General features: G+C 57.0%; 21 protein-coding genes. 14 read left to right on the plus strand and 7 right to left on the minus strand.

What is annotated here, in order from left to right:
• Positions 1-2: 2 nt before the first annotated feature.
• Complete coding sequence (locus ABD890_RS13350; RefSeq protein ID WP_345090062.1) at positions 3-1013, plus strand: endonuclease/exonuclease/phosphatase family protein; 1011 nt, start codon at positions 3-5, stop codon at positions 1011-1013.
• Here ABD890_RS13350 and ABD890_RS13355 read toward each other — a convergent pair.
• The gene (locus ABD890_RS13355; RefSeq protein ID WP_345090064.1) at positions 1010-1942 is read right to left on the minus strand and encodes a metallophosphoesterase family protein; all 933 of its coding nucleotides are present in this window, start codon (positions 1940-1942) and stop codon (positions 1010-1012) included. The two genes, ABD890_RS13350 and ABD890_RS13355, sit on opposite strands and share 4 nt — an antisense overlap.
• Before the next feature lie 315 nt (positions 1943-2257).
• Between ABD890_RS13355 and ABD890_RS13360 the strand changes: the two genes are divergently transcribed.
• The 6 genes from ABD890_RS13360 (at position 2258) to ABD890_RS13385 (ending at position 12901) form a co-directional block, all read left to right on the plus strand.
• Positions 2258-2830: a DUF2179 domain-containing protein gene (locus tag ABD890_RS13360; RefSeq protein ID WP_345090066.1), complete on the plus strand. Its 573-nt coding sequence runs from the start codon at positions 2258-2260 to the stop codon at positions 2828-2830.
• Between the two features lie 131 nt (positions 2831-2961).
• Positions 2962-4089, plus strand: a complete 1128-nt coding sequence (locus ABD890_RS13365; protein ID WP_345090068.1) for a peptidylprolyl isomerase — start codon at positions 2962-2964, stop codon at positions 4087-4089.
• A 459-nt stretch (positions 4090-4548) separates the two neighbouring features.
• Positions 4549-5547, plus strand: a complete 999-nt coding sequence (locus ABD890_RS13370) for a LysR family transcriptional regulator (RefSeq protein WP_345090070.1) — start codon at positions 4549-4551, stop codon at positions 5545-5547.
• A 132-nt stretch (positions 5548-5679) separates the two neighbouring features.
• A complete protein-coding gene (gene gltB, locus ABD890_RS13375; protein WP_345090073.1) occupies positions 5680-10290 on the plus strand; it encodes a glutamate synthase large subunit in 4611 nt (1536 codons plus the stop codon).
• Positions 10283-11746 (plus strand): glutamate synthase subunit beta, encoded by a 1464-nt coding sequence (locus ABD890_RS13380; RefSeq protein WP_345090076.1) that lies wholly within the window; start codon positions 10283-10285, stop codon positions 11744-11746. Before gltB ends, ABD890_RS13380 begins: the two co-directional genes overlap by 8 nt.
• An 84-nt stretch (positions 11747-11830) precedes the next feature.
• Positions 11831-12901 (plus strand): hypothetical protein, encoded by a 1071-nt coding sequence (locus ABD890_RS13385; protein WP_345090079.1) that lies wholly within the window; start codon positions 11831-11833, stop codon positions 12899-12901.
• On the opposite strand, the gene ABD890_RS13390 is transcribed toward ABD890_RS13385, so the two are convergent.
• Positions 12898-13644 carry an MBL fold metallo-hydrolase gene (locus ABD890_RS13390; protein ID WP_345090903.1) on the minus strand — a complete coding sequence of 249 codons (747 nt, stop codon included), beginning with the start codon at positions 13642-13644 and terminating at the stop codon, positions 12898-12900. The two genes, ABD890_RS13385 and ABD890_RS13390, sit on opposite strands and share 4 nt — an antisense overlap.
• A 239-nt stretch (positions 13645-13883) precedes the next feature.
• Here ABD890_RS13390 and ABD890_RS13395 point away from each other — a divergent pair, with 239 nt between their 5' ends.
• Positions 13884-15518 (plus strand): FAD-dependent oxidoreductase, encoded by a 1635-nt coding sequence (locus ABD890_RS13395; protein WP_345090082.1) that lies wholly within the window; start codon positions 13884-13886, stop codon positions 15516-15518.
• A 4-nt stretch (positions 15519-15522) separates the two neighbouring features.
• On the opposite strand, the gene ABD890_RS13400 is transcribed toward ABD890_RS13395, so the two are convergent.
• The 3 genes from ABD890_RS13400 to ABD890_RS13410 form a co-directional block, all read right to left on the minus strand.
• Entirely contained in the window at positions 15523-16929 is a 1407-nt protein-coding gene (locus ABD890_RS13400; protein WP_345090085.1) for an MATE family efflux transporter, read from the minus strand.
• A gap of 229 nt (positions 16930-17158) precedes the next feature.
• The gene (locus ABD890_RS13405; protein ID WP_345090088.1) at positions 17159-17716 is read right to left on the minus strand and encodes a SelL-related redox protein; all 558 of its coding nucleotides are present in this window, start codon (positions 17714-17716) and stop codon (positions 17159-17161) included.
• A gap of 4 nt (positions 17717-17720) precedes the next feature.
• Positions 17721-18173 carry a hypothetical protein gene (locus tag ABD890_RS13410; RefSeq protein WP_345090091.1) on the minus strand — a complete coding sequence of 151 codons (453 nt, stop codon included), beginning with the start codon at positions 18171-18173 and terminating at the stop codon, positions 17721-17723.
• 239 nt (positions 18174-18412) lie between these two features.
• On the opposite strand from ABD890_RS13410, the gene ABD890_RS13415 reads away from it, so the two are divergent.
• From ABD890_RS13415 to rph, 6 genes are all read left to right on the plus strand, one after another.
• A complete protein-coding gene (locus ABD890_RS13415; protein ID WP_345090094.1) occupies positions 18413-19366 on the plus strand; it encodes a DUF1559 family PulG-like putative transporter in 954 nt (317 codons plus the stop codon).
• A 63-nt stretch (positions 19367-19429) separates the two neighbouring features.
• The gene (locus tag ABD890_RS13420) at positions 19430-19831 is read left to right on the plus strand and encodes a hypothetical protein (protein ID WP_345090097.1); all 402 of its coding nucleotides are present in this window, start codon (positions 19430-19432) and stop codon (positions 19829-19831) included.
• Positions 19832-20067: 236 nt separating this feature from the next.
• Entirely contained in the window at positions 20068-20946 is an 879-nt protein-coding gene (gene argB, locus ABD890_RS13425) for an acetylglutamate kinase (RefSeq protein WP_345090099.1), read from the plus strand.
• Positions 20947-21163: 217 nt separating this feature from the next.
• The gene (locus ABD890_RS13430) at positions 21164-22381 is read left to right on the plus strand and encodes an aspartate aminotransferase family protein (RefSeq protein WP_345090101.1); all 1218 of its coding nucleotides are present in this window, start codon (positions 21164-21166) and stop codon (positions 22379-22381) included.
• A gap of 56 nt (positions 22382-22437) precedes the next feature.
• Positions 22438-23373 carry an ornithine carbamoyltransferase gene (gene argF / locus ABD890_RS13435; protein WP_345090104.1) on the plus strand — a complete coding sequence of 312 codons (936 nt, stop codon included), beginning with the start codon at positions 22438-22440 and terminating at the stop codon, positions 23371-23373.
• A 102-nt stretch (positions 23374-23475) separates the two neighbouring features.
• A complete protein-coding gene (gene rph, locus ABD890_RS13440; RefSeq protein ID WP_345090107.1) occupies positions 23476-24189 on the plus strand; it encodes a ribonuclease PH in 714 nt (237 codons plus the stop codon).
• Between the two features lie 5 nt (positions 24190-24194).
• Here the strand turns inward: rph and ABD890_RS13445 are convergent, their stop codons facing one another.
• Positions 24195-24623, minus strand: a complete 429-nt coding sequence (locus tag ABD890_RS13445) for a hypothetical protein (RefSeq protein WP_345090110.1) — start codon at positions 24621-24623, stop codon at positions 24195-24197.
• Positions 24624-24678: 55 nt separating this feature from the next.
• Entirely contained in the window at positions 24679-25611 is a 933-nt protein-coding gene (locus ABD890_RS13450) for a DUF1559 family PulG-like putative transporter (protein WP_345090113.1), read from the minus strand.
• Between the last annotated feature and the right edge of the window lie 104 nt (positions 25612-25715).

Below are 25715 nucleotides of genomic sequence, written 5' to 3' on the forward strand. Positions count from 1 at the left end.
TGATGATGAACGACGCCCCTCCCGCTTCATTCTGGAAAGACGCGATCTTGCGTCGCGGTTGGGCTTATTCGACGCTCGTCATTGTATTGTTGGCCGCGGCAACGTTGGTCACCGGGTTTGCCCGCGAACATTGGATCGCCGACATCCTGGCCAATCTTCGTGTCCAACAACAGCTGGCCGCACTCCTGCTGGTATTGATCTGTGGTGCTTTTCGGCGGTGGCTCTGGATGCTGGTGCCGTTGGCCTGCCTGATGATTCATCTGCCTTGGTTTCTACCGGCGGCACCGCGACCAAGTGTATCTGAGAACTTTCCCATGATCACGGTTGCCTGCTGCAACGTGAAATCGTCGAACGCCAACTACCAGCAGGCCATCAACAGCGTGCTCGAGAAAGACCCGGACGTCTTCGTGATGCTCGAGATCACCTCGCACTGGGCGGATGAAATACGCCATGCAACTGAGAGCGAATATCCGTACCGAATCGTCCGTCCGAGCGATACGGGGAACTTTGGAATTGCGGTGTACTCGAAGTCCCCGATCGAGCAGTCGGACATCTTTCAGCTCAACGAAGCAATCTACTCGATCGAAGTGGTGATCAAGGTCGAAGAGAGAGCCTACCGAGTGATCGGCACGCATCCTTTGCCACCGGTCGGCAAAACGAACGCTCGGTCGCGGAACGAGCATTTACGACGGTTGGCGGAACGTATTCGGCAGCCGCAGCTTGAAATGGGTGACCACTCGGCCATCGTAATAGGTGACTTCAATTTAACGCCCTGGTCGCCGTACTATCGCGACTTTGAACTGGCCAGCGGGCTCTATCGTGATCGGCGAGGAATCGATTTGACGCCGACCTGGTACGTGCTGCCAACCTTCCCGTTTGGGTTGGCACTCGATCATTCGTTTTCCAGTGGCGATCTCTCGCCAGGATACGTTCACGTGGGCAATTCGATCGGGTCGGACCATCGCTGCATCTCGACCCTTTATTGGGGAAATCACCCTGGGGTCGAAGACTAGCTGGTCTCGTGACGCTGGTGCGACCAGCTACCGTCGGGGAACAGTTTCAGTTCGATCCAGCTATTCGGATAGCCGAGGTAGCCTCCCTCGGTCCACCAGTTTCCACTGACCGCACCACCGCAGATGTAGGTCGTGTCGTCGACGTCGACGCGATCGACTGTGTGCATGTGGCCGCTCAGGCAAAGCTGGACGCGAGGATGCTTTCGAAAAAGCAGCCGCAGGTCGTTCAACCGCTGCGGCGACCAGCCGGACGGAATCGCGTAGCCGTTACCGATTCCTTTGTCGGTCGACGCTTCGTAGAAATGAGTGACCGACATCAGCGGAGCGTGCGTCACCACCACCGCCGGCAAGTCGCTTTTGGCGAGTTCGTCTTCCAGCCACTTCCACTGGGCTTCATCGATTTCGCAGCCTTGGTATTGGAAGGTGTCGAGCAGAAAGAACTGCCAGCCGCCATGCTCCGCCGAATAGTAGCGGGCCGGCATACCATAGGTCTTGGTCGCTCGGTCTTTTTCGCGATAAGTCTCGGGGTTCTCTTTGTCGTGATCTTTCCAGCGGATGTCGTGGTTGCCGATGCAGCTTAGGCTGGGGACTTTTAGGCGATCGTTGACGTTCTCTTGCCACTGCTGAAACTGGATGTCGGCCTGTTCGTCCGATTGTCGGCCATCGACCGCCATCACATTGTCGCCACCGAAGACGAACAACTCGGGCGCGGCTTCGCGGGCCTGGATGCCGTCGATCAGCGAACCAACCTTCTGCATCACGTCCTGGTTGCCAGCAGGCTGATGGGTATCGGTTAAGAAGGCGACGGTGAACGGCTTGGTGGTTTCAGGCGAAGCTTCCGGTTCGGCGGCAGCCAGCAAACGCTGTCCACCCAAGACAAAGCTGCTACCCAAGAGAGTCTGTAGAAAAGAACGACGGGCGAGCGACATGGGGATCTCCGATCGTATCTGGAGGCGAGAGCTAGAGGCGATCAAACAAGCCGCCGAAGCGGCCCTTGGGAAGCGCGATTCTAGTCCCGTCAGGCGAAGGTTTCACGGACGTCCTTTCATTTTGCGGACATCGAGTGCCGTTCTTGCCCGTTGCGCACGATTATTAAGCAATTTCTGGGAAATTGTCCTAGGCTTTGGGCCAATGTGGATGTCCGTCTTGGACTCAAGCAAGTCTTCTTCGGCATCCCCCGATGCCTGGCAACTCGTTAGAATGTGCCGCTTCCAATTTGGTTCTTGGTTTGTGTGGGTGACTCGATGGAGTGGCTTTCGGAACTGCCGCCTTGGCTGTTGGCACTGCTGATCTTTTGTGTGCGGATGGTCGACGTTTCGCTGGGAACGTTGCGAACCATATGCGTGGTACAAGGCCGCATGGCCCTATCGGTCGCGCTGGGTTTCTTTGAAGTGCTGATCTGGATCGCGGCCCTTTCGCAGGTAATTATCGGCGTGCAGAACAGTCCGATCCTGATGGTGGCCTACGCCGGCGGTTTTGCCGTGGGAAATGCGGTCGGCATCGGCCTAGAGCGGCTTCTGGCGTTGGGGTCGGTCGTGGTCCGAATCATTTCGCCGCAGCAGAATCACGATCTGGTCGATGCCCTGAGGAGCAAGGGTTTCCGGGCCACGGTCTTCGAGGGAGAAGGAGTCGAAGGCCCGGTCGACTTGATCTACGTCCGCTGCAATCGCCGCAAAGTGGCTGCCTTGCTGAAGGTGGCCCGGTCGCACCGTCCCAACGTCTTCTATACGGTCGAACCGGTCCAAGAACAGAGCGAACGGATCGCTGAAGCTCTCCCTCATGCGACTGGGTGGCGGTCCGTATTTAAGATGAAGTAAGCCGAGAAGCGGTGCGATTTCCGTGCATGCCGCTTGACCGGGGGCCCCGGGTGTTAAAGAATCTGGACACACGACCAACCCTAAAGGTAAACCCAGCCCGGGTTTGCTATGCACTGAGGAGTTCCTTTCCGATGTCTATGCGGCTTCAATGGATCGCGATTCTGGCGATTGTCTTTGTTCCTACCTCCCTCTTGGCTCAGGCCCCAGGCGAGCCGGCAGCCACCCCTCCGTCTGCAGCAGTCCCTCAAGATCAATTTGAAAAGCTGATGGTGGAATGGAAGGCGGTTATCACCGAACTTCGCAGCATTCAGCAGCAATATCGTCTCGCTCCCGAGGCCGACCTGCCAAAGCTTCGCCAGGAATACACGAAGGTCCTGGAAGGTGGGATGGAGCTTTTGCCAAAGATCGAAGAGGCCGCCATCGAGCGTTTAAATGCGAATCCTGATGACGCGGATGCCCGCATGTTCCTGACGAAGGTCCTTTCTGACTCGGTCGAAAAGGATGCATACGAGCATGCCTACAAGATGGTCCACATGCTGCTGGATAAAGGTTTCGACGAGAACCAACTTCTGGGCGACCAGGTTGTTGCCGCCTTTGGCACGGATCACTTCGCCGAAGCAGAAGAAGCCTTCAACAAGATGAAGGAAAAGAAGCTCGAGATCAGCGAACGTGTTGGCCAGTGCGGTGTCATGGCTTCGCAGTTGAAAGACAAATGGACTCGGGAAGAAGAGTTCCGCAAGAAAGAAGCGGAAGCAGACGACCTGCCACGCGTGAAGATGACGACCACCAAGGGGGACCTGGTGATCGAACTGTACGAGAACGAAGCGCCGGATACGGTGGGTAACTTCGTCAGTCTGGTCGAGAAGAAGTTTTACGACGGACTGTCGTTTCACCGGGTTTTGCCGCACTTTATGGCCCAAGGTGGCGATCCTAAGGGGGACGGCAGCGGTGGTCCCGGTTACGAGATCTACTGCGAATGCTACGAGAAGGATGCCCGCGATCACTTTGCTGGCACGCTCAGCATGGCCCACGCTGGTAAGAACACCGGTGGTTCGCAGTTCTTCCTCACCTTTCAGTCGACACCTCACCTCGACGGTCGCCATACAGTGTTCGGTCGTGTGATTGAAGGGAAAGAAATCCTGTCGAAGATCAATCGTCGTGAACCTGGGGCGCTGTCAGGTCCGCCTGCCGATCGCATCTTGAAAGCGGAAGTGATTCGCAAGCGTGATCACGAGTACGTGCCGAACAAGACGCCGTAAAAACACAGTCGGCGCGAATTCATACGTGTGGTGTGGCTGCGCGATTTTCTATGGAAAGAGATGATTTTCCTGACGACCGGCTGTCCCCGTTGATGAATGTTTGATAATTCGCCGTCGTAATTCAACTGTCACTAATATCAGGCACGTGCTAGCACGTGCCTTTTTCATGCGCTATGGCGACCTGACCATCGATCTCGCGCAAAAGCGTAAAGGAAAACAAGGCGCAGTTATCGTCGTAAGAGGGCGTCGAATAGGACACATTCGCGAAGGTTAATTTGTGATAGCAAAACGACTTAGGGAAATCGAGATTTCAAGGACCCGCCAAACTTAGGGAATTTAAACCTCGACATGCTTGACGCTGCGTGTCTAGGTCAATAACCTTACATTTCGGTTTTTAATCTTGGATTTCGTCAGTATCTAAATTCTGCATAGTTCCCCCTTCGCGTCCTGTAGTCGTTCATGCACGTAAAGTCCCTCAAGGTGTTCTGCGACGTTGTCGGCCAACGCAGCTTCTCAAGAGCTGCGGACGAGAACGGCATTTCGCAATCTGGCGCAAGCCAGGTCGTGCACCAATTAGAGGAACGACTCGGGGTGAAGCTTATTGATCGTTCCAAGCGACCTTTGGTGCCAACCGCTGAAGGCGAACTTTACTATCAAGGGTGTCGTCAGCTGGTTCAGCGATACTACGCCCTCGAAGAAGACGTTCGCACGTTCCACAAGGAACTCGCCGGTCAGGTCACCATCGCTTCGATTTACTCGGTCGGCCTCAGCCACATGAATGCGTGCGTCCAGGAATTCCTGGCCAAGCATCCCAAGGCGAATGTTCGTCTGCAGTATCACCATCCCGACACGGTGGTGCAGTTGGTCGAGACGGATCAGGTCGATTTCGGTTTGGTCAGCTATCCGAAAGCCTCTAAGACGATCAAGGTCGATATGTGGCGCGAGGAACCGATGTTCCTCATCTGCGCACCCGGTAGCGAACTGGCCGAACGCGAGTCGGTCTGGCTGGACGAACTCGACGGTCGACGAATGGTCGGCTTCGATACGCGTCTGCAGATCCGCCGCGAAATCGATTTCGTTCTCTCATCCGCCGGGGCCGACGTTCAAGTTGTCATGGAATTTGACAACATCGAAACCATCAAGCGGGCCGTCGAAATCGACGCCGGTTTCGGGCTGCTGCCGATCGATACGGTAACGCGTGAAGTCGAAACCGGGTCGCTGGTCGCAGTGCCCATTGACGGAGCCCCCCTTTCTCGCCCGCTGGGAATTGTCACCCGGCAAGGCAAGGAACTGGGGAAAACGGCTCGCCGTTTCATTCAATTGCTGCATGAAAAAGCAGACAACTCGGAAGCACATGCCGACGAGTCGGAAGTCAAACAAGTGGCGGCCACTTTCGCTGAAGGCGAAGCTGCGGACGCCGAAAGCGACCTTGAAAACGGAGTTTCGGCACGCTCTTAATCGTTCCCCGGTCGAAGACTCGATCTCCACGGGGAACAAGCCTGCGGAGATTGTGTCTACCGACATGATCCAACACCCCCATGAAGACATCCGGGCGCGTGCCCGACGTACTAGCTAGAAGAAGGTAGAACCATGATCCAGCCAAACCAGCCGGCCCCGAAAACTTATCGGATCGAGCGCCCCGGTAAGGAAGGTTTGTACGATCCGGCGATGGAGAGAGAGAACTGCGGTGTCGGTTTCGTTGCCCATATCAAGGGCAAGCGAACTCATCAGTTGGTCCTCGATGCCGAAGCGATGAACGTCAACATGGACCACCGCGGTGGATGTGGCTGCGAAGCCAACACCGGGGATGGTGCCGGTATGTTGACGGCACTGCCGCTGGAATTCCTTGCCCGCGTTGCCAAGCAAGACCTTGGTAAAGAACTGCCTGAACCAGGTCAGTTTGCCGCTGGGATCGTATTCCTGCCACGCGATGCCAAGGCGCGTCAGCACTGCAAAGACACGGTCGAAGCCCTCGTCGCCGAACATGGCCAGGTGCTGGTCGGTTGGCGCAAGGTGCCGATCAATCCGGAAGGTGCCGACATCGGCCCGACCGCGTTGGCTTGTATGCCAGAAATCGAAATGCTGATCGTCTCGGCCGGTGAAGGTCTCGAAGGCGATGCATTCGAACGTCAGCTCTACCTGATCCGCAAGCGTGCCAGCCACGCCCTTCGCGGTGATAAAGAACTCGTGCAGCGCACGCTGTTCTACATCTGCAGCTTGTCGACGAAGGTGATCATCTACAAGGGGATGCTCACGCCAGCCCAGTTGGTGCCGTTCTATCGCGACCTGCAGTGCGAAGATTACACCACGCACCTGGCGATGGTTCACTCGCGATTCAGCACCAACACGTTCCCTTCGTGGGACCGCGCTCAGCCGAATCGTTTTATGTCGCACAACGGCGAAATCAACACGGTTCGTGGTAACGCGAACTGGATGAAGGCTCGTGAAGGTGTGGCCAAGAGCGATCTGTTTGGCGACGACCTGAAGAAGCTGTTTCCAATCGTCGAGCCAGATTGCTCCGACTCAGGCACCTTCGACAACGTGCTGGAATTCCTGCTGATGGGCGGTCGTACCCTGCAGGAAGCCGTCATGATGATGGTTCCAGAAGCGTGGCAGAAGCACGAAACCATGTCGGAAGACAAGCGTGCCTTCTACGAATTCAATTCCAGCTTGATGGAACCATGGGACGGTCCAGCCTCGATCGCCTTTACCGATGGTCACTACATCGGTGCTGTGCTCGATCGTAATGGTCTGCGTCCAAGCCGTTACTACGTCACGTCGGACGATCGCGTGATCATGGCCAGCGAAGTGGGCGTGATTCCTGTCGATCCAAGCATCGTGATCGAAAAGGGACGTCTGCAGCCAGGTCGTATGTTCCTCATCGACTTCGAAGAAGGACGTATGATCCCGGATGCCGAGCTGAAGAGCAGCTTCGCTCGCAAGCGTCCTTACGCCCAATGGCTGCGTGAACAGCGGATCGAGCTGGCCGAACTGAGCCCGAACAAAGAGCCTCACGGCTTCGATCCTGAAACCCTGCTCAACCGCATGCAGGCCTTCGGTTTCACGACCGAAACGCTCAACTTCATGCTGTTGCCGCTGATCGAACAGAAGCGTGACCCTATCGGTTCGATGGGTAACGACTCGGCCCTGGCATGTTTGAGCGACAAGCCTCGCATGTTGTACGACTACTTCAAGCAGTTGTTCGCTCAGGTCACCAACCCGGCGATCGACTCGATCCGCGAAGAAGTCGTGATGTCGCTGGAATGCTACATCGGCCCAGAAAACAACCTGTTGGAAACGACTCCGGAACATGCTCACCGTTTGCTGGTGCCGCATCCGATTCTGACCAACGAAGAACTGGCCGCCTTCAAGCACATGGATCACCGTGGTTGGAAGACTAAGGTGATCGACGTGACCTTTGCTCGCAGCGAAGGAACGGAAGGCCTGGTCAAGGCGCTCGATCGTATCTGTGCCGAAGCCGAATCGGCGATCGACGAAGGTTTCAGTAACATCGTGCTGAGCGATCGTAAGATCAGTGCCGAACGCGTTCCGGTCAGCATGCTGCTGGCTTGCGGTGCCGTCCACCATCACCTGGTGAACGCCGCCAAGCGTACTCAGATCGGTATCATCCTGGAAACGGGCGAAGCTCGCGAAGTGCATCATCACTGCTTGCTGGTGGGTTACGGTGCCGACGCGATCAACCCTTACCTCGCGTTCGAGGCCCTCTGGAAGGCTCGAGCGGAAGGCCTGGTGAAGATTACCGATTACCCAGACGACGACTCGATCGTTGCCGCTTACCGCAAGGGTGTTGCCAAGGGCATCCTGAAGGTGATGGGCAAGATGGGGATCAGCACGCTGCAGTCGTACAAGGGTGCCCAGATCTTCGAAGCACTCGGTCTGCAGGAAGAAGTGATCAAGCGCTGCTTCGCCGGCACTTCGAGCCGCGTTCAAGGTGTCAACTTCAAGGTGTTGGCCGAAGAACTGCTGCGTCGTCACGAACTGGGTTACCCACTTCGCGAAGATGGCCGTTTGCCGGTTTTGCCAAACCATGGCGAATACCACTGGCGAGCCGAAGGGGAACGCCATGCCTGGAGCCCTGACGCGATTGCCAACATTCAAGTCGCTGCACGCACCAACAGCCGTGACGCTTACAAGCAGTTCGCCAAGATCGTCAACGAAGACGCTCGCAACCGCTGCATGCTGCGTGGTCTGTTGACCTTCAAGGAAGAAACGACTTCGATTCCGATCGAAGAAGTGATGCCAACCAGCGAAATCGTCAAGCGTTTCTGCACTGGGGCGATGAGCTACGGTTCGATCTCGGGCGAAGCGCACGAATCGCTCGCCATCGCGATGAATCGTATCGGCGGTAAGAGCAACACCGGTGAAGGTGGCGAAGACTCGGTTCGTTTCCAGCCGCTGGAAAACGGCGACTCGAAGCGTTCGGCGATCAAGCAGGTGGCCTCGGGACGGTTCGGCGTCACGATCAATTACCTGACCAACGCCGACGAGCTGCAGATCAAGATCTCACAAGGTGCCAAGCCGGGCGAAGGTGGTGAACTGCCAGGTAAGAAGGTCGACGAGTATATCGCTCGCCTTCGTTACTCGACCCCAGGCGTCGGTCTGATCAGTCCTCCGCCGCACCACGATATCTACTCGATTGAAGACCTTTCGCAGCTGATTCACGACCTGAAGAATGCCAATCCCGCGGCACGTATCAGCGTGAAGTTGGTGTCGGAAATCGGTGTCGGTACGATTGCTGCCGGTGTGGCCAAAGCCAAGGCGGATCATATCCTGATCGCCGGCGACAACGGCGGTACCGGTGCTTCGCCACTGACCAGTATCAAGCATGCCGGTCTGCCATGGGAACTCGGCATTGTCGAAGCCCACCAGACCCTGGTGATGAACGACCTCCGCAGCCGCGTGGTTCTGCAGACCGATGGCGGTTTGAAGACCGGTCGCGACGTGGTGATCGCTGCGATTCTGGGAGCCGAAGAAATGGGCTTCTCGACCGCTCCGCTGATCACGCTGGGCTGCATCATGATGCGTAAGTGCCATCTCAACACTTGCCCGGTCGGTATCGCCACGCAAGACCCAGAGCTGCGTAAGAAGTTCAAGGGTCAACCAGAACACGTCGTCAACTACTTGTTCATGGTCGCCGAGGAAGCTCGCGAACTGATGGCCAAGTTGGGCGTGAAGACGATGGACGAGTTGATCGGCCGCGTCGACCTGTTGGAAACCAACAAGGCAATTCAGCACTGGAAGGCAGATGGTCTCGATCTGTCGGCCTTGCTGAAGCCAGCGGAAAACAAGAATCCGAATTCGCCACAATACAACGTGATGAAGCAGGATCACCGCCTGGAATTGGCCTTGGACAACACCCTGATCGAGAAGGCTCAGCCAGCCCTCGAGAAGAAGGAAAAGGTCAAGATCGAAACGCCGATCATCAATATCAACCGTACCGTGGGCACAACGCTCAGCCATGAAATTGCCAAACGGTACGGCGAAAACGGTCTGCCAGACGAAACGATCAAGGTCAACTTGACCGGTTCGGCAGGTCAAAGCTTTGGTGCCTTCCTGGCTGCCGGGGTGACCCTGGAGCTGGAAGGGGATGCGAACGACTACGTCGGCAAGGGCCTGTCGGGCGGTCGCGTCATCATTTATCCGCCGAAAGTAAGTTCCTTCAAGGCCGAAGAGAACATGCTGGTGGGCAACGTTTGCCTGTATGGGGCGACGCGGGGCCAGGCCTTCTTCCGAGGTCGGGCAGCCGAGCGATTCTGTGTCCGGAACAGCGGTGCGCACACTGTTGTCGAGGGAGTCGGAGATCACGGATGTGAGTATATGACCGGCGGCCGTGTGGTCGTCCTGGGCTCGACGGGTCGCAATTTCGCGGCCGGTATGAGTGGCGGTATCGCCTACATTTGGGATTACGATGGCAACTTCCTACAAAACTGCAACCTGGGAATGGTCGAGCTCGAGCGGTTGGACACCCCCAGTGACATCGTGGAAGTCAAAGGCCTGATCGAGATGCACGCGAAGTACACGAAGTCCGCTGTCGCCGAGAAGATTCTCGCCGACTGGGACAACGCAGTCACGCAGTTCGTCAAGGTCATGCCGGTCGACTACAAACGCGTCCTCATGGAACGCATGCAGCACGATGAAGAAGAAGACGTTCAACTAAGCGGAGCCGAAAGCAATGGGTAAGCCAACTGGGTTTATGGAATTTCAGCGGAACACGATTCCATATCGCGACCCGCTGGTTCGAATCAACGACTACAACGAGTTTCAGATTGAAGTCACCGACAGCCACCTGCAAACGCAGGGAGCCCGGTGCATGGACTGCGGCGTGCCTTTCTGCCAAAGCACGACTGGCTGCCCTGTCGACAATCTGATTCCGGAATGGAACGACCTCGTCTACCGCGGACGTTGGCGCGAAGCGCTCGATCGTTTGCACAAGACCAACAACTTCCCAGAGTTCACCGGTCGGGTTTGCCCGGCTCCTTGCGAAAACGCTTGCGTGCTTGGCATCACCAATCCTCCGGTCTCGATCAAGAACATCGAATGTTCGATCATCGATCGTGGCTTTGAAGAAGGCTGGGTGACCGCTCTGGTGCCGGAACATCGCACCGGTAAGAAGGTCGCTGTAATCGGTTCTGGCCCAGCCGGTCTGGCCGCGGCAGAGCAGTTGAACAAAGCGGGTCACAACGTCACTGTTTACGAACGTGACGACCGGATCGGCGGCTTGCTCATGTACGGCATTCCGAACATGAAGCTCGACAAAGATACCGTTCAGCGTCGTGTCGATTTGATGGAAGCTGCCGGCGTTAAGTTTGTCACCAACGCCCACGTTGGCCAGAACATTGACGTCGCCGAGCTGAAAGAAAAGAACGACGCGATCATCCTCGCCACCGGTGCCACCAAGCCTCGCGATCTGCCAATCCCAGGCCGCGAGCTGAAGGGTGTGCACTTCGCCATGGACTTCCTGCGAGCCAACACCAAGAGCTTGCTCGATTCCAAGCTGGCCGACGGCAAATACATCTCGGCCGAGGGCAAAGATGTGATCGTCATCGGTGGTGGTGATACGGGTACCGACTGTATCGGCACTTCGATTCGTCACGGCTGCAACAGCGTCGTGAACTTCGAGTTGCTGCCGCAGCCGCCAGCCGAACGTGCACCTGACAACCCATGGCCGCAATGGGCTCGTATCTTCCGCGTCGACTACGGTCACCAGGAAGCCGAAGCCAAATTCGGCAACGATCCACGCGAATACTGCATCCTGTCGAAGGAATTCGTCGACGACGGTAACGGCAACTTGGCCGGTATCAAGACGGTGAATGTGCAGTGGACCAAAGACGACAGCGGTCGCTGGAACATGGCCGAAGTTCCTGGCAGCGAGAAGGTCTTCAAGGCTGACATCGTGATGCTGGCGATGGGCTTCCTCGGTCCAGAAGCGACCCTGGTCGAAAAGCTGGGGCTGGAAACCGATCAGCGTTCCAACTTCAAGGCGGAATATGGTCGATTCGCGACTTCGATCGACGGTGTCTTCGCTGCGGGCGACTGCCGCCGCGGTCAAAGCCTCGTGGTTTGGGCCATAAACGAAGGCCGTGCCGCCGCTCGCGAATGTGATAAGTACCTCATGGGAGCTACCACGCTCCCGTAAGCAAGGTGTTTTAATTCGCCTGATATCTCCTAAGCTAGGGTGAGTCGCCATTTGTCGACTCACCCTTTTTTTGTGAGCGCTCCCATGAATCCGTTGGCTCGGAAGATCATCAACAATCCGATCGACTGCTACCCCCAAGCCACCGTGGCCTGTTTCGATCCGACCTGCGGCGACCTGCCGCGGCGAAAGCTCGACGAAGATCGCCTGGTGCACTATCTCGAGGAGTTGGCAGCCGCCGGAGCCGAGGCCGTGCTATTGGCTGCCTCGACCGGGCATGGGCATCTGCGAACGGTCGAAGAACTACAACGCTGGTTCGAGGTCGCCGCCCAGGCCAATGCTCCTGACCTCGTACGTATGGCGCTGCTGCGTCCGGAGGATGGCGAAGAAGCCAACGCGAAGTTGATTGAAGTGCTTCGCGAGTATGGCTATCCGGTTGTCTTCATCCGACCAGGAACCAATCTGCCTCCCTTCGCGACCGATGCCCAGATTGTCGAGAACATGCGACCTTTGGTCGAACAGATTGCCAAGGCTGGCATGGCGGTCGGTGTCTACTCGATTCCGGATGTCAGCGGCGTTCCGCTGCCGGTCAGTGCGACGGAAAAGCTGGTCGATCTGCCAGGGGGCGATGCGATCGTGGCGGCGAAGATCACCGAGGCCGATTACCTGAGCAGCACGCGTGAATATCTGTTGAGCCCCCGCCTGGCTCGCTTGAAGATCGTTCAAGGTTGGGACCCGCACCTTGCCCAGGCTCTCAGCGAAGGGCCGCGTTCCAACATCGAGAACAAGCAGCGTGTCGGCATCACGTCAGGTCCGATGTCGTTTGCCGTCTACCAATACTTGTACATGCTGGAAGCCGCGCAAGAGCATGACTGGAGCGAGCTGGAACTGTCCCAGAAAGCGGTCACGGCGTTGTTCGAGGCGATGCAGGACGACCCTGAGAAGTTCGCCGACTTGCAGCGAGCCAAGTTCATCATGGGGCTCGGGCTTCCCTTCACGGCGAGCGTCGAAACCGATCAGATCGAACGTGTCCTCCGCGCTCTCGAGCACTTGCCTCGCAAGTCAGATCAGCGCCGACTCGCGAAGAGTTTGGATCTGATGGGGGATGGTCCCTATCACGATCGCCTGGTGAAGCTGTACGACGCGGGGCGAGCTTAGATCTCGTAGAGAGTCTCGCTACAGGCCACTTCCAGATTTGGAAGGTTGAGCTGCTGAAGCTCTTCAATCAATTCATCGTGATGCCCTGGCTTCAAGTGCATCGCGATGACGCGGACATTGGCAGGAACTTGTTCGACCATCCGGCCGAATTGGCTGGGCGTGGTGTGCTGACTCTTCTCGGCCAGCCAGCCAAGCTTGTTGGGGAAGCTCGCGTCGAGAAAGATCGCTTTTAGGTTCGAGATCGAATCGATCATCTTCACGAACTCAGGGAACGGCGCCGTATCCCAGGCGAACAGCACGCTGCCGGTTTCATCTTCCAGCAAATAACCGAGTGTCGGAACGATGTGTTCCATTGGAATCGGCGTGACCTGATACTTGCCGACGGTAAAGGAGCGATGCGCGTCGACCACATGTTTGCGATAGAACGGCGCTTCAGTTCCGCCAATGCGATCGAGATTCGGCCAGATCAGATCGTTGAAGATATGTTTCTCGAGACTGTCCCACGTCGCCGATCCGGCGTAGATCTCCGGACACTGCGGGGTCGGTTGGTAGGTGTTGTCGATGAAGATCGGCAGCCCCCCGATATGGTCGATGTGGGAATGCGTCAGCAAGATGTGATCGACCTGCCGCTGCTCTTCGACCGTTCTCAGGTAGGCAAGTCCCCCGGTATCGATCGCAATATGGCCGTCGATCAAAACCGATGTCGTATAGTGGAGTCGACAGGGTGTGTCGACCGATGGCATAAGCACGCGGATTTTCATTCGATGCATGGCCAAGGTGTGACAAAACCTGGCCTCTTTCCCGATAGATAGGTGGTTTGCGCGAAAGGTCCTGCGCTAAACCTTAAGCATTTTTTTACTGTAAAAAGGGTCTCGCCAGGAAGCAAGCGTTGTTAATCGATTGCCTTCCTCAAAACCGCTACAATAGCGACCCAAGGGCGGATTCCTTACTCGGCAGATCCCTACTGGCAATGGACGACTCGATGGAAAAGCAACGGATCGTGATTCTAGGTGGTGGGTTCGGTGGCGTTTATACGGCCAGCGAACTGATGCGACGTCTGACGCGTTACCACAAAGCCAAAGCCGATTTGGAAGTCATTCTGGTCAGTGAAGAAAACTATATCACGTTCCAGCCGTTGCTTTCGGAAGTGGTGTCGGGTTCGGTCGAACAGTTGCACGTGATCAGTCCGATTCGTCGGATTGCACCGGGCGTTCAGCTTTACGTTCGTCGAGTCGAAAAGATCGACGTCGAAAACAAAACCGTTCAGCTTGCTCCTGGGCTGACTCCACGTTCGGAAACGATCTCGTACGATCATCTGGTGATTGCACTGGGAAACCAGTTGGCCCATCACATGGTGCCAGGACTTTACGAGCACGCGATTCCATTCAAGTATCTGGGCGATGCCCTTCGCCTTCGAAATCATATCGTGCAAATGCTGGAAGAGGCCAGCGTTTGTCCAGATCCGGAAGAACGACAGCGCCTTTTGACGTTCACCGTCGCGGGTGGCGGGTTCTCAGGAGTCGAGTGTATCGCAGAAATGGATGACTTCCTGAAGAAGGCGGTCCGGGCTTTTCCCAACATCGGGCCAGGCGATCTGCGGATGGTGCTGATCCAAAGTGCCGACCGCATTCTGCCTGAAATGAAAGAGAACCTGGCCAGTTATGCGGATAAATTGCTTCGCAAGCGAGGCATCGAGATTCTCATCGGTCAGCGATTGCATGAAGTGTCGGCCGATCGTGCGATCATGCTTGACAAGCAAACCAAGGTCGCACAAACGATCATGACACGCACGGTGGTTGCCACGGTGCCAGTCGAGCCGCATCCGGTGATCCTCGACACGCCGCTCGAAAAAGAAAAAGGCCGCGTGCTGGTCAGCGACGAGATGGAATCGACCAGCCACCCTGGTGTTTGGAGTCTGGGAGACTGTGCCGCCGTGCCGAGTGGCGAAGGCTACTTCAGCCCGCCCACCGCACAATATGCCGTGCGCCAGGCGACCCTCTGCGCCGAGAACATCTTGGGCACGGTACTTGGCAAGCCGCGTCGTCAGTTCAAGTTCGCAGGCCTCGGCAAGCTTGCCTCATTGGGTGCCCGTAGTGCGGTCGCTGAAGTGTTCGGCTTCACGTTCTCCGGCTTCTTTGCCTGGGTCATGTGGCGAGCGATCTATGTCGGCAAGATGCCGGGGCTCGATCGCAAGGTACGCGTCTTCATCGATTGGCTGAAAGACTTCTTCTTGCCGCGTGACATTACGCAGCTCAACGTGCATAACGAACAAAACGTTCGCCGAGAACATCTGGCCGCTGGTCAGACGTTGTTTCATCAAGGCGACTTTGGCGATCGGCTTTACTTCGTGGTGAGCGGCAAGCTCGAGATCGAAGTTGACGGCAAGGTCGTCGGTACGACTGGCGAAGGGGATGTGATTGGCGAGTTGGCACTTCTATCGCACATCGCACGAACCGCGACCGTCCGTGCGGTCGATCCGACCGACCTGGTCAGCCTGCCGAAGGATGCCTTCGACTCGATCATCAAATACGTTCCCGGTGCCGCCGATGCCATGGCCGAGATTCATCAAGAGCGGCTTAAGAAGCTTCAGGTCGAACAGCCAACGGCCGACAACTAAGCGGCTACACTTCGATGCGTGTCCAGGTACCGTCCCAGTATCGGACACAGATCAGCAGCATGCGGACGATGTTGTCCAGCAGCATTGCGATCCAAGCGCCGGTCAGGCCCCAGCCTAGGCCAGTGACTTCGATGCCGACCAACGGGAGTTCGCAGTGCTCCCACACCATCCAATAGGTGAACGGCATGCGAACGCCGATGAAGCCGATGAAGGTGATCAGCAGCGGCCAGGTCGTATCCCCTGCCCCGCGCAGCGAACCGCTGAGCACCGAGAAGACCGAGTAAAACGGCAAGCAGACCGCCATGATCCACAAAATGCGGAGCACGGCCTCGCTGGTGTCGAATGCTCGGCTTCCTTCTTCTGGAAAGCCCAGGAATACGCCAGTCAGCCAGTTGCCACCGAAGATGATGATCAACGAATAGGCCGACAACATGGCGAAGCAGATCGACAGCGAAACGTAAGTCGCTCGTTTCGCTCGGGCCGGGTTGTTGGCGCCCAGGTGTTGCCCGGTTAGCGACGATGCCGCCACGGCGAACGCCCAAGCTGACAGAAAGCCGGGCGACTCTAAACGGATGGCTAACCCATGGGCGGCGGCCTGGGTGGTGCCGAGGCTGTTGATGATTCCGAGATACCAAAGGTGCGCCGACAACACGATGGCGTCGTTGATTCCGCCTGGCAGGCCAACCCGCAGCAGTCTTCGCATGCGAACCGGATCAGGCCACATGCCACGCCATTCCACCTTCAAGTGAGCGCGGCCTTGGAACAAGATCGCCAGCAGCAGGATGCCACCGATCACGTGCGAAACCGCCGTGCCGATGGCGATGCCGCTCCAGCCGAGAGTTGGAATCGGACCGATGCCAATCGCCAACGCCGCACTGATGGCGATGTTCAATACGTTGACGATCGTCATGACAATCAAGCCGGTGACGGTGTCCCCTGCCCCGTGCAAACAGGCGGTTGTCACGGCGATCAGCATGAAGCCAGGGATCGACGGTATCAGAATGTAAAGGTACTGCAGCGCAAGCTCGTAGGCGCGGTCTTCTAGCTGCATCGCGGCGACGTAGTCATCGGCCAAAAACCAAAGCACCACGGTCGTGATCACTGAGAGAATCACACCGAGCGAGATCGCTTGTTCCGTGGCGAGTTCGGCATCTTTCCAGTTGCCGGCACCGATCTGCCGAGCCACAACCGCCGTCGCACCGATCCCGACCGAAGCACAGATGACGAAGATCATCCAGCAGGTGTAGGCCATCAGTCCAACCGCCGCGACCGCTGGGACCGAGTTTTCGGCTGACAAGCAGTTGCCCGCCAGCCAGGTGTCGGTCGTCCCCACGCAGAATTCGAGGAACTGCTCGGCGAGCGCCGGCGTCGCGATGATCATCACCGCGCTCAGATCTCCCCTCGACGTCATAGACGTCTTCGGCGCAGTTTGTTCAGCCTGCGTCATCGACATAGGGAGATCATCCGTACGAAAGGGCGCAACTTGGGAGAGGGTGGATTATAAGCCGACTCAAAGGCTTTTGGGGCTGGGGACACCCAAACTAGTGGACTCAGCACAAGTCGACCCATTGAAGCGAAAGAGCGTCCGCCGTTCTGTTGGCTTGGCTACCATCGGCGTAGGTATTTCGCGGAACGCTCGATCAGGCGTCCGCGATCGGCGAGAGCGTATCGGCCGCAACCAGAATCTCGTCGATGTTGGGGAACTCCACCGACGTTGCAGGTCGGAAGTCCCACACGATCAGCCCATTGGTGTCGATCAGATAGGTCCCCGAAAGCTGCATCAGATCTCCCTTCGGAACACCGATGCCGCTACGTGTTAATGCCTTGAGCCCTTCCCACCAGAGATGCGGGCCGGCGACTTGCCAAACGTTGCCTCGGGGGACGTCGAAAGCTCGGTAGACACTTTGGTCTGGGTCGGCATAGACCGGGAAGGTCAGCTTCAAGGCTTCGCGGAACTTGCGAGCCTCTTCCGCCTCGCCCATGATCACTAGGGCGACGTCGATCTTGTGCCGCTGGAATGTTTCGTAGTTCTTCAGCAACTGCTTGGCATGATCGACGCAGAAGACACAGCCCAGATGACGCGAGAATTGCAGCAAAAGTGGCCGCTGCCCATACATTTGCGACAACGGAATCGACTCTCCCTGGGCGTTGATCAGCGAAACACGTGGGGCAGGTACGAACGGGGCGTAGTGCGACATGGGATTACCGCTTGGGGTTTGTCGACGGTCGTTCGGCTTCCTTGCTGAAGGTTTCGAACTCCGTTTGCATCATCTTCCCTAATTCTACGCGATCGACACCAAACCAAGTCGCGTTCGGGGAGTCGGCATCAAGCTGCTTTCGCTTGGCATACAGCTCGGAGAGTTCGGCCAGCATCTCGCGCTTCTCGGCCGGATTCGGCGTCGCTTTGACCTGGGCTTCGATGTAGATCGCTTGGGCGTTGAGGAAAATCCCTTCCGGAACGGCCTTCTTCTCAACACGCTCGGCCAGGTAGGTAGTGAAGAGCTTCAGCGATTGAAGCTGTTGCTGCTGCAGAAACGCGAGGTACTCTGGCAGACCTTCCTGCAAAGGAGGCACGCCAGGATAGGTGCGGACCTCTTGAGCCAAGACGGGCGATGGTAATGCCAGAAATAGAAGAAGGATTGCAACGTTTCGCATGCTAGCACCCTGGGTGGAATTCGTATCAGGCCTCCTATGGTAGCGAGGGGGGCGAGCTTGGACCTAGAGCAATGTGGCAGCTCAGGTGAATAGGTGAAGCAAGAAAAAAGTTGTGGTTATTGAAAATAGCCGATAGGCTAACCTTCGACGTTCGTCCCAATGGGTGGATTCCTTTCCCTGAAACTGTGGGGAAGGTGCCACCAGCGCGGTTCCTTCCTCTCATCCTCAGGAACTCGAACATGCGATCCTCCCTGCCTCGTGCCGGCCGTGGTTTTACCTTGGTGGAACTGCTGGTCGTGATTGCCATCATCGGCGTTCTGATCGCCTTGCTGTTGCCGGCTGTCCAGCAAGCTCGGGAAGCTGCTCGGCGGATGCAATGCAGCAACCAACTTAAACAGTTGGCGTTGTCGATGCACAATTATCACGACACCTACAAGCTATTCCCGCCAGGTAGTGTGAACCTGAGTGCGACCGCCGCAGCGAATCAGAACCTGACCAACTGGGCGATCGCGATCTTACCGTACCTCGAACAGCCGGCACTCTTCGAGCAGTACGATGCCACCGTATTTAACTCGCACGCCAACAATTTGGATGTGCTAAAGACCACACTGCCAGCAATGATGTGTCCTTCCGATGTGGCGACCGATGTGCTGGTGACGCCTAGCCAGTTAGTGGCTACCGATATCGCCCCGGGTTCTTACAAAGGGAACATGGGGCGGCGATTCCGGGGCGCGAACGGTTACTTCGACTACCCGCCCTACGCAGGGACCTACACCGCGGCCGAGAAGGCTTCAATTGGTCCGCTGCATGTGACCGGCGTGAATGGCCTGACGTGCGAGCGATTCGCGTCGATCTCGGATGGTTCGACCAACACGCTGTTGATCGGGGAATATCACACCAAGACGCGGCCTGACTGTAAGACGTTCTGGGCGAGCTCGCAGAACTTCCATAACCTGGGTGCGGCTCAGCCAGAGTCATACACGCGTATTCCTGACTGGGAGGCGTGTTACATCGCGACCGGCAGCAGTCAGCATTGGAAGTGTTATCGCGCGTTCGCCTCCCTGCATGCGGCCGGCACCATTAACTTCGCGATGTGCGACGGTTCGGTGACCTTGCTTCCGCAAACGATCGATAGCGTGGTGTTCGAGGCTCTCTCGACGATTGGTCGCAGCGAAGTCGCTACGCTCCCCTAAACCAAGCCGGGCGAGCCTTGCGATCGCCGCCAGAAGGATAGTCCCATGATGCGATCTTGGGGGATGCTGTTGCCGCTGCTGGTTCTTTCAGGCTGTTTTTCGTCTGAGAAAATTGTCCCCGTATCAGGGGTCGTGACCCTCGATGGAGAACCGCTCGCCGATGCTGTCATCGGGTTCGAGCCCATTGCGGCGGCCGGCCAGTTGGAAGCAGGCCAGGGTTCGTATGCTCGATCGAACGCAGAAGGCCGATTTGTGCTTGTTTCTCTGTACGATGGCGCGGGAGCGTTGGTCGGGCCGCATCGCGTTTCTGTCAGCACTGTTGTGGGAAAAGAAGGCCCCAATGGGGAGATCCTGGGCCTTACGAAAGAACGAGTTCCCTCGCGTTACAATAATGACACCGAGCTAACCTTCGACGTGCCACCCGGAGGCACGGCAGAGGCCAATTTGGAACTCAAACGGAAGTAATTTCCTATCTTCTCTCGAACTTCATTGCCCGGCCTCCAAATCCCGGGGCTTGTTAGGGAAACTGGGCAGTCTTACGTTGACACACTGATTTCACACACCCTAAAATGTTGGGTTTTCCCGGACAGAGGGTGTCTTGACAGGGGAATTGCGTCTTCCCGATCTGTCGTCATTTGGCCCGTCTTGTTCGACAGCGTTCGAACCTCGGAGCTCGCTCCACTCCACGAAGAGATCCATCATTGAAAGAAGCCATCGAAAAAGCGGACGTCCTAATTGAAGCCTTGGGATGGATCCGCCGCTTCCGCAACAAAGTCACGGTCATCAAGTTGGGCGGAAGCGTTATGGAAAATCCAGACGCACTTCGTCACTGTCTGATTGATATCGTCTTCATGGAAACCGTCGGTATGCGTCCGGTCGTTATCCACGGAGGTGGTGCCGCCATCAGCCGCGCGATGGCCGAAGCGAAGATCGAGCCCCACTTCATCCAAGGACGTCGTTACACCGACGACGCCACGCTGAAGATCGTCGAAGAGATTCTGGCTGGCAAAGTCTGTCGCAACATCACGCAAGAGGTCGAAGACATCGGCGGTCGCGCGATGAGCTTGAACCTCGATCCACAGTGCGTGCTGTTTGGCGAACGCATGACGCTGCCTGGCAAAGATGGCGAAGAGATCGATCTGGGGCATGTTGGCGACGTGACTGAAGTCGACCGTGCGACGATCGAGAACCTTTGCTACGCCGGCCAGGTGCCGATCATCCCGAGCATGTGCATCGACAAGAAGACCGGCCAGAAGCTGAACGTCAACGCCGACACAGCCGCCAATGCCGTTGCCGAAGCACTGGGCGCCGAGAAGCTGGTCTTCCTGTCCGACGTCAATGGTGTACGTACCGACAAAGACAATCCCGACACGCTCGTTCATTCGCTCAACCGCGAGAAGGCGTTGAACATGATCGAGTCCGGCCAGATCGCCTCCGGCATGATCCCCAAGGTCGAAGCATGTCTCGAGACGCTCGAACGTGGCGTCGGTAAGGTCCACATCATCGATGGCCGTCTGCGGCACTCGCTGCTGCTGGAAATTTACACCAACACTGGCGTGGGGACTGAAATCGTCCTGTAATCAGGCGACGGGTATCCTCCCGGCAATTAATGCTCTCTGACTTCCGCTTGCGAATCAGGGAGCCAGACTCAAGACAACACCGCGGCACGACGATTCGCCATTGGCCACTCGCGTGCAACCGCCTCGAGCGATTTCGCTCACTACCACGAACTTATTACGTCCGACCGATGTCCTTTGACTTTCCTAGTTAAAGATTCCCGGTCTTGGAGAACCAACCATGTCGACCACCGATCAAGAGCACCTCAGCTCTGCGGACACCGTTCAGCTTTTTGAAAAGTACGTGGTGCCCAACTATGTGCGCTATCCGGTGAACCTGGTGCGTGGCGAAGGTTCCAAGGTGTGGGACGCGGAAGGGAAAGAGTATCTCGACTTCTTTCCTGGTTGGGGCTGTAACCTGCTGGGGCACTGCCCCGACATGGTTGTCGCTGCCGTTCAAGAACAGGTCGCCACGCTGATCCATGTTCCTAATACGTGGCACATGGATGTCCAAGGCGAATGGGCGAAGATGCTTTCCGACCGCAGCTTTGGCGGCAAGGCGTTCTTCTGTAACAGCGGTGCGGAAGCGAACGAAGCTGCGATCAAGCTGGCTCGTCTGCACACGCCGGACGAAAAGTACAAGATCATCACCTTCCTCGGTGGTTTTCATGGTCGAACCTATGGTGCCGTCACCGCGACCGCGCAGCCGAAGTACCATCAAGGGATCGGCCCGATGATGGCTGGTTTCACGTATGCTCCTCACGGCGATCTGGAAGCGGTCCGAGATCTGGTCGACGAGCATACTTGTGCCATCATGATCGAACCGATCCAAGGCGAAGGGGGCGTGAAGCTTCCACCAGAAGGTTTCCTGGCAGGTCTGCGCAAGATCGCCGACGAGAACAACCTGCTGCTGATCTTCGACGAAGTGCAAACCGGTTGTGGTCGAACGGGCGAATGGTTTGGCTATCAGCACTTTGGTGTTCAGCCAGATATTCTGACCCTGGCCAAGAGCTTGTGTGGCGGTGTCGCTGGCGGTGCCATGCTGACCACGCCTGAAATTGCCGCCAGCTTGAAGCCTGGCATGCATGCCGCCACGTTCGGTGGCAATCCGTTGGCTGCCCGGGCGGGTATCGCGGCGATCCAGCAGATTGAACGTGATAACCTGCTTGAGAAAGCCAAGCAGATCAGCGAAATCTTCCGCGAGCGACTCACCGCTTTGAAGGAAGAGTGCGATCTGATTCAAGAGGTTCGCGTCGCAGGTCTAATGATCGGCGTCGAACTCTCGGTCGATGGTGCTCCTGCCGTGAAGGCGTGCCTCGAAAAGCAACTGCTGATCAACTGCACCCAAGGTCGCGTGATCCGCTTGTTGCCAGCCATGAATGTCAGCGAGGAAGAAGTCCATCGCGGCTGTGATATTCTGGCCGAAGTTCTGAAGAATCTGCCCACCACGGCAGAGTAATCCTTTTCGATTTTTTGGGGCAACGTACGCCTCCTTACCTTCGTGAGATCGTTTCCATGCGACATTTCTTGAGCCTATTTGACGTTTCCGACGACGAACTAAAGCGAATTTTCGAGCTCGGGCATCAGCTCAAAGCACGCTTGAAGTCGGGCGTCCGCGAGCCAATCCTGCAAGGTAAAGTGGCCGGGCTATTGTTCGAGAAGCCGTCGCTGCGTACGCGTGTCAGCTTTGAAGCCGGCATGGCTCAGCTTGGCGGAAGCAGTCTCTTCCTCGGCGAAGATGTCGGTTGGGGAAAGCGTGAAGCTCCGCAAGATTTCAGCCGCGTGATTGGTCAGTACCTGGACGTGATCGTCTGTCGTGCGAAAGGGCACGAGAAGGTCGAAACGTTGGCCAAGTACGCCGACACCATCATCATCAACGGCCTGACCGACCTGTGCCATCCGTGCCAGGCCCTGGCCGACCTGATGACCATTCATGAAGAGTTCGGCAAGCTGGAAGGCCAGAAGCTGACGTTCGTCGGCGATGGCAACAACGTTTCGCGCAGTCTGGCGTTGGCATGTGCCAAGACCGGCATGACCTTTTCGATCGCCGCGCCCAAGGGCTACGAAATCGAGCAAGAGTTCATCGATCGCGTTTTGAAGCATGCCCCCGGTGCGAAGATCGAACAGACCAGCGACCCAATCGAAGCGGTCACCGGTGCCTGTGCGGTTTACACCGACGTCTGGGCCAGCATGGGGCAGGAAGCCGAACAAGCCAAGCGCGAGAAAGACTTTGCCGACTTCCAGGTAAATGGCAAGCTGATGGCTGCCGCCGAAAAGGATGCGATCTTCCTGCACTGCTTGCCGGCCAAGCGAGGTCAGGAAGTGACCGACGAAGTGATGGATTGCCCGACCAGCCGCATCGTCGAACAGGCCGGCAACCGTATGCATGCTCAGAAGGGGCTGCTGGTATGGTTGCTGACCGAAGCCGTCGACAAGATTCACGTCGACTAGAACCAATTTGCAGCCAAGCCCTCGTTGGCAAATCACCTAGCCAGGAGCAACCACTCCTGGCTTTTTTATGTTGGCCCCTAGGGGCTTCAGAAGGAAAACCTCATGCCCCGTCACGATGGCCGATCTGCTTCCGATCTTCGCTCGATCAAAATCAAGCGTCGCTACACCAAGAATGCTGCGGGCAGTGTCTTGATTCAAGCCGGCACCACGACCGTTCTTTGCACCGCGAGTGTCGAGTCGTCGGTTCCACCTTGGTTGAAGGGAAGCGAAAAGGGTTGGGTCACCGCCGAGTACAACATGCTGCCAGGCAGTACGCCGACGCGTAAAGCTCGTAAGGTCGATGGCCGCACCACCGAGATCCAGCGGTTGATCGGTCGTAGTTTGCGAGCCGTCGTCGATCTGGAAGCGTTGGGCGAGCAGATGATCACGGTCGACTGCGACGTGCTGGATGCCGACGGCGGCACGCGAACCGCCAGCATTACCGGCGCGTTCATCGCCTTGGCCGACGCCATTAGCACGATCGAACTGCCAGACCCGAAGCGACCGGTATTCAAAGACAGCCTGGCCGCGGTCAGCGTCGGGATCGTCAACGGTGCCCCAGTGCTCGACCTCGACTACGTCGAAGACTTTGCCGCCACGGTCGACATGAATGTCGTGATGACCGGCAGCGGCAAGTTCATCGAGATCCAAGGAACCGGCGAAGAAGCCACCTTCAGCGAAGAAGAGCTGGCCAAGCTCTTGAAGCTGGCGAAGGGGGGCATCAAGCAGCTTACCGAGATGCAACAAAAGGCTCTCGGTAAGAAGTGGCCAGTCTAAGATCTTTAGAGATCAAACTGCAGATCGTCGAGGCCCTCGGGCGGGACCTCGACGGTCATGCTGCCGTCAGTCGCCTTGGCAGGCAATCTAACCGACGACGACTTCTCTGGGACCATCGCATCTTCTGCCCCCAGCACAATGCGGTTACGAATCCGCACCTGATGGGGACCAATCATGGCTCCTTCGGTCCCTTCCGCGCCCGACGTCTTCAGGGTGAAGTTCCCTTCGTCGTCAGTCAGACCTGAAGAGGCAACGACCGCCTCTTCGCCATCGGCAACCGGAAGAAAGCTGACAATCAGGTTCGCTTGCGGCTTTCCTTTGACGGTCACCTTGCCGGAGACGGGAACGAACTCGCCTTGCGATTGGCCGCAGCCGGTCAGAAGGGCAACGGCCAGACCGCACACCGCGAACGTAATGGGGTGGCAACTTCTCATGATGGATCCTTGATTTTCTAAGCTAGAGAGAGCAATGCGATGATACGAAAGCGGACTAGTTGATCCGCTCGACTTCGCCATTGCCCATCGTCGCTTGAGCGCCGAAGACACGCAGGTCGATCGTTTCTGGCAGGAAAAACGTCGACGCATCGGCACGCAGGAAGTTCATACCACCGGGATGATGCGATGCCCACGCACGTCGGCAAACGTTGGTGCTGGTGTTGGCCGTGCAGGTGTTGTATTCGTTGCCGAAGATGTACGGATCGAGAATCACGTACCCGACACCATAGCCCCACTTGGAATGTGCCCAGAAGGCGCCACGGCCGGCGTCGTCCTTCGGCTGATGGAATTCACCCACCATTAACGTGTTGGAGGTACCATCGGTGACCGAGGCCATCCTCTCGAAGTTCAGTTTGTCGTTGTTGTAGTTGCCGACGCTGTGGAAGATGCCTTTCCACTTCTGCGTCGTCATGTCGACTTCTTTGATGTGGTCCCAGTTATACGCTTCGTTTTCGACGTATCCGCTCATCCCTTTGTAAGACATGGCATGGGCGTCGCGAGCGAACCCGGACGAAGGCTGGCGAATTGGCGTCGGCATCGTGTCGCTAGGACAAATGAACGCTTCCAGGCGCATCTTCACTTCGTCGGCGTTGTTGGCATGGTCGCAGGTCACCGTGTGGTCGTACGATTCGTACAGAGCATTCTGTTCGATGAATGGCAGGATCGCGATGCACCAGTTGCCCCAATAAGGTTCGCCCGATTGAACCCGGCCTGGTGGGAAGTAGCGATAGGTGTCGTGATAGTTGTGGATCGCGATCCCCATCTGTTTCATGTTGTTGCCGCAATGCATGCGACGAGCCGCTTCGCGGGCTTGCTGTACCGCCGGCAGCAGAAGAGCGATCAAAACACCAATGATGGCAATCACCACCAACAATTCGACCAGGGTAAAGCCGTGCCGAGAGCGTCCGGCGAGTCCAACGACGCGCATGATGAGCGTTCCTCATGTTGAGAAGATGAGATAAGAGGCTTGGCCTAGATCGAGAAGCGAATCGATCTGGCCTGAGTGACAAGTCGCGACGGGGAGGCTGTCGA

This window comes from Bremerella cremea (genome assembly GCF_039541315.1).
GTDB classification, from domain to species: Bacteria; Planctomycetota; Planctomycetia; order Pirellulales; family Pirellulaceae; genus Bremerella; species Bremerella cremea.

Coding starts and splice junctions, on each gene's coding strand:
- ABD890_RS13350 (WP_345090062.1), top strand. CDS start 3: ATGATGAACGACGCCCCTCCCGCTTCATTCTGGAAAGACGCGATCTTG.
- ABD890_RS13355 (WP_345090064.1), bottom strand. CDS start 1,942: ATGTCGCTCGCCCGTCGTTCTTTTCTACAGACTCTCTTGGGTAGCAGC.
- ABD890_RS13360 (WP_345090066.1), top strand. CDS start 2,258: ATGGAGTGGCTTTCGGAACTGCCGCCTTGGCTGTTGGCACTGCTGATC.
- ABD890_RS13365 (WP_345090068.1), top strand. CDS start 2,962: ATGTCTATGCGGCTTCAATGGATCGCGATTCTGGCGATTGTCTTTGTT.
- ABD890_RS13370 (WP_345090070.1), top strand. CDS start 4,549: ATGCACGTAAAGTCCCTCAAGGTGTTCTGCGACGTTGTCGGCCAACGC.
- gltB (WP_345090073.1), top strand. CDS start 5,680: ATGATCCAGCCAAACCAGCCGGCCCCGAAAACTTATCGGATCGAGCGC.
- ABD890_RS13380 (WP_345090076.1), top strand. CDS start 10,283: ATGGGTAAGCCAACTGGGTTTATGGAATTTCAGCGGAACACGATTCCA.
- ABD890_RS13385 (WP_345090079.1), top strand. CDS start 11,831: ATGAATCCGTTGGCTCGGAAGATCATCAACAATCCGATCGACTGCTAC.
- ABD890_RS13390 (WP_345090903.1), bottom strand. CDS start 13,644: ATGCCATCGGTCGACACACCCTGTCGACTCCACTATACGACATCGGTT.
- ABD890_RS13395 (WP_345090082.1), top strand. CDS start 13,884: ATGGAAAAGCAACGGATCGTGATTCTAGGTGGTGGGTTCGGTGGCGTT.
- ABD890_RS13400 (WP_345090085.1), bottom strand. CDS start 16,929: ATGACGTCGAGGGGAGATCTGAGCGCGGTGATGATCATCGCGACGCCG.
- ABD890_RS13405 (WP_345090088.1), bottom strand. CDS start 17,716: ATGTCGCACTACGCCCCGTTCGTACCTGCCCCACGTGTTTCGCTGATC.
- ABD890_RS13410 (WP_345090091.1), bottom strand. CDS start 18,173: ATGCGAAACGTTGCAATCCTTCTTCTATTTCTGGCATTACCATCGCCC.
- ABD890_RS13415 (WP_345090094.1), top strand. CDS start 18,413: ATGCGATCCTCCCTGCCTCGTGCCGGCCGTGGTTTTACCTTGGTGGAA.
- ABD890_RS13420 (WP_345090097.1), top strand. CDS start 19,430: ATGCTGTTGCCGCTGCTGGTTCTTTCAGGCTGTTTTTCGTCTGAGAAA.
- ABD890_RS13430 (WP_345090101.1), top strand. CDS start 21,164: ATGTCGACCACCGATCAAGAGCACCTCAGCTCTGCGGACACCGTTCAG.
- argF (WP_345090104.1), top strand. CDS start 22,438: ATGCGACATTTCTTGAGCCTATTTGACGTTTCCGACGACGAACTAAAG.
- rph (WP_345090107.1), top strand. CDS start 23,476: ATGCCCCGTCACGATGGCCGATCTGCTTCCGATCTTCGCTCGATCAAA.
- ABD890_RS13445 (WP_345090110.1), bottom strand. CDS start 24,623: ATGAGAAGTTGCCACCCCATTACGTTCGCGGTGTGCGGTCTGGCCGTT.
- ABD890_RS13450 (WP_345090113.1), bottom strand. CDS start 25,611: ATGCGCGTCGTTGGACTCGCCGGACGCTCTCGGCACGGCTTTACCCTG.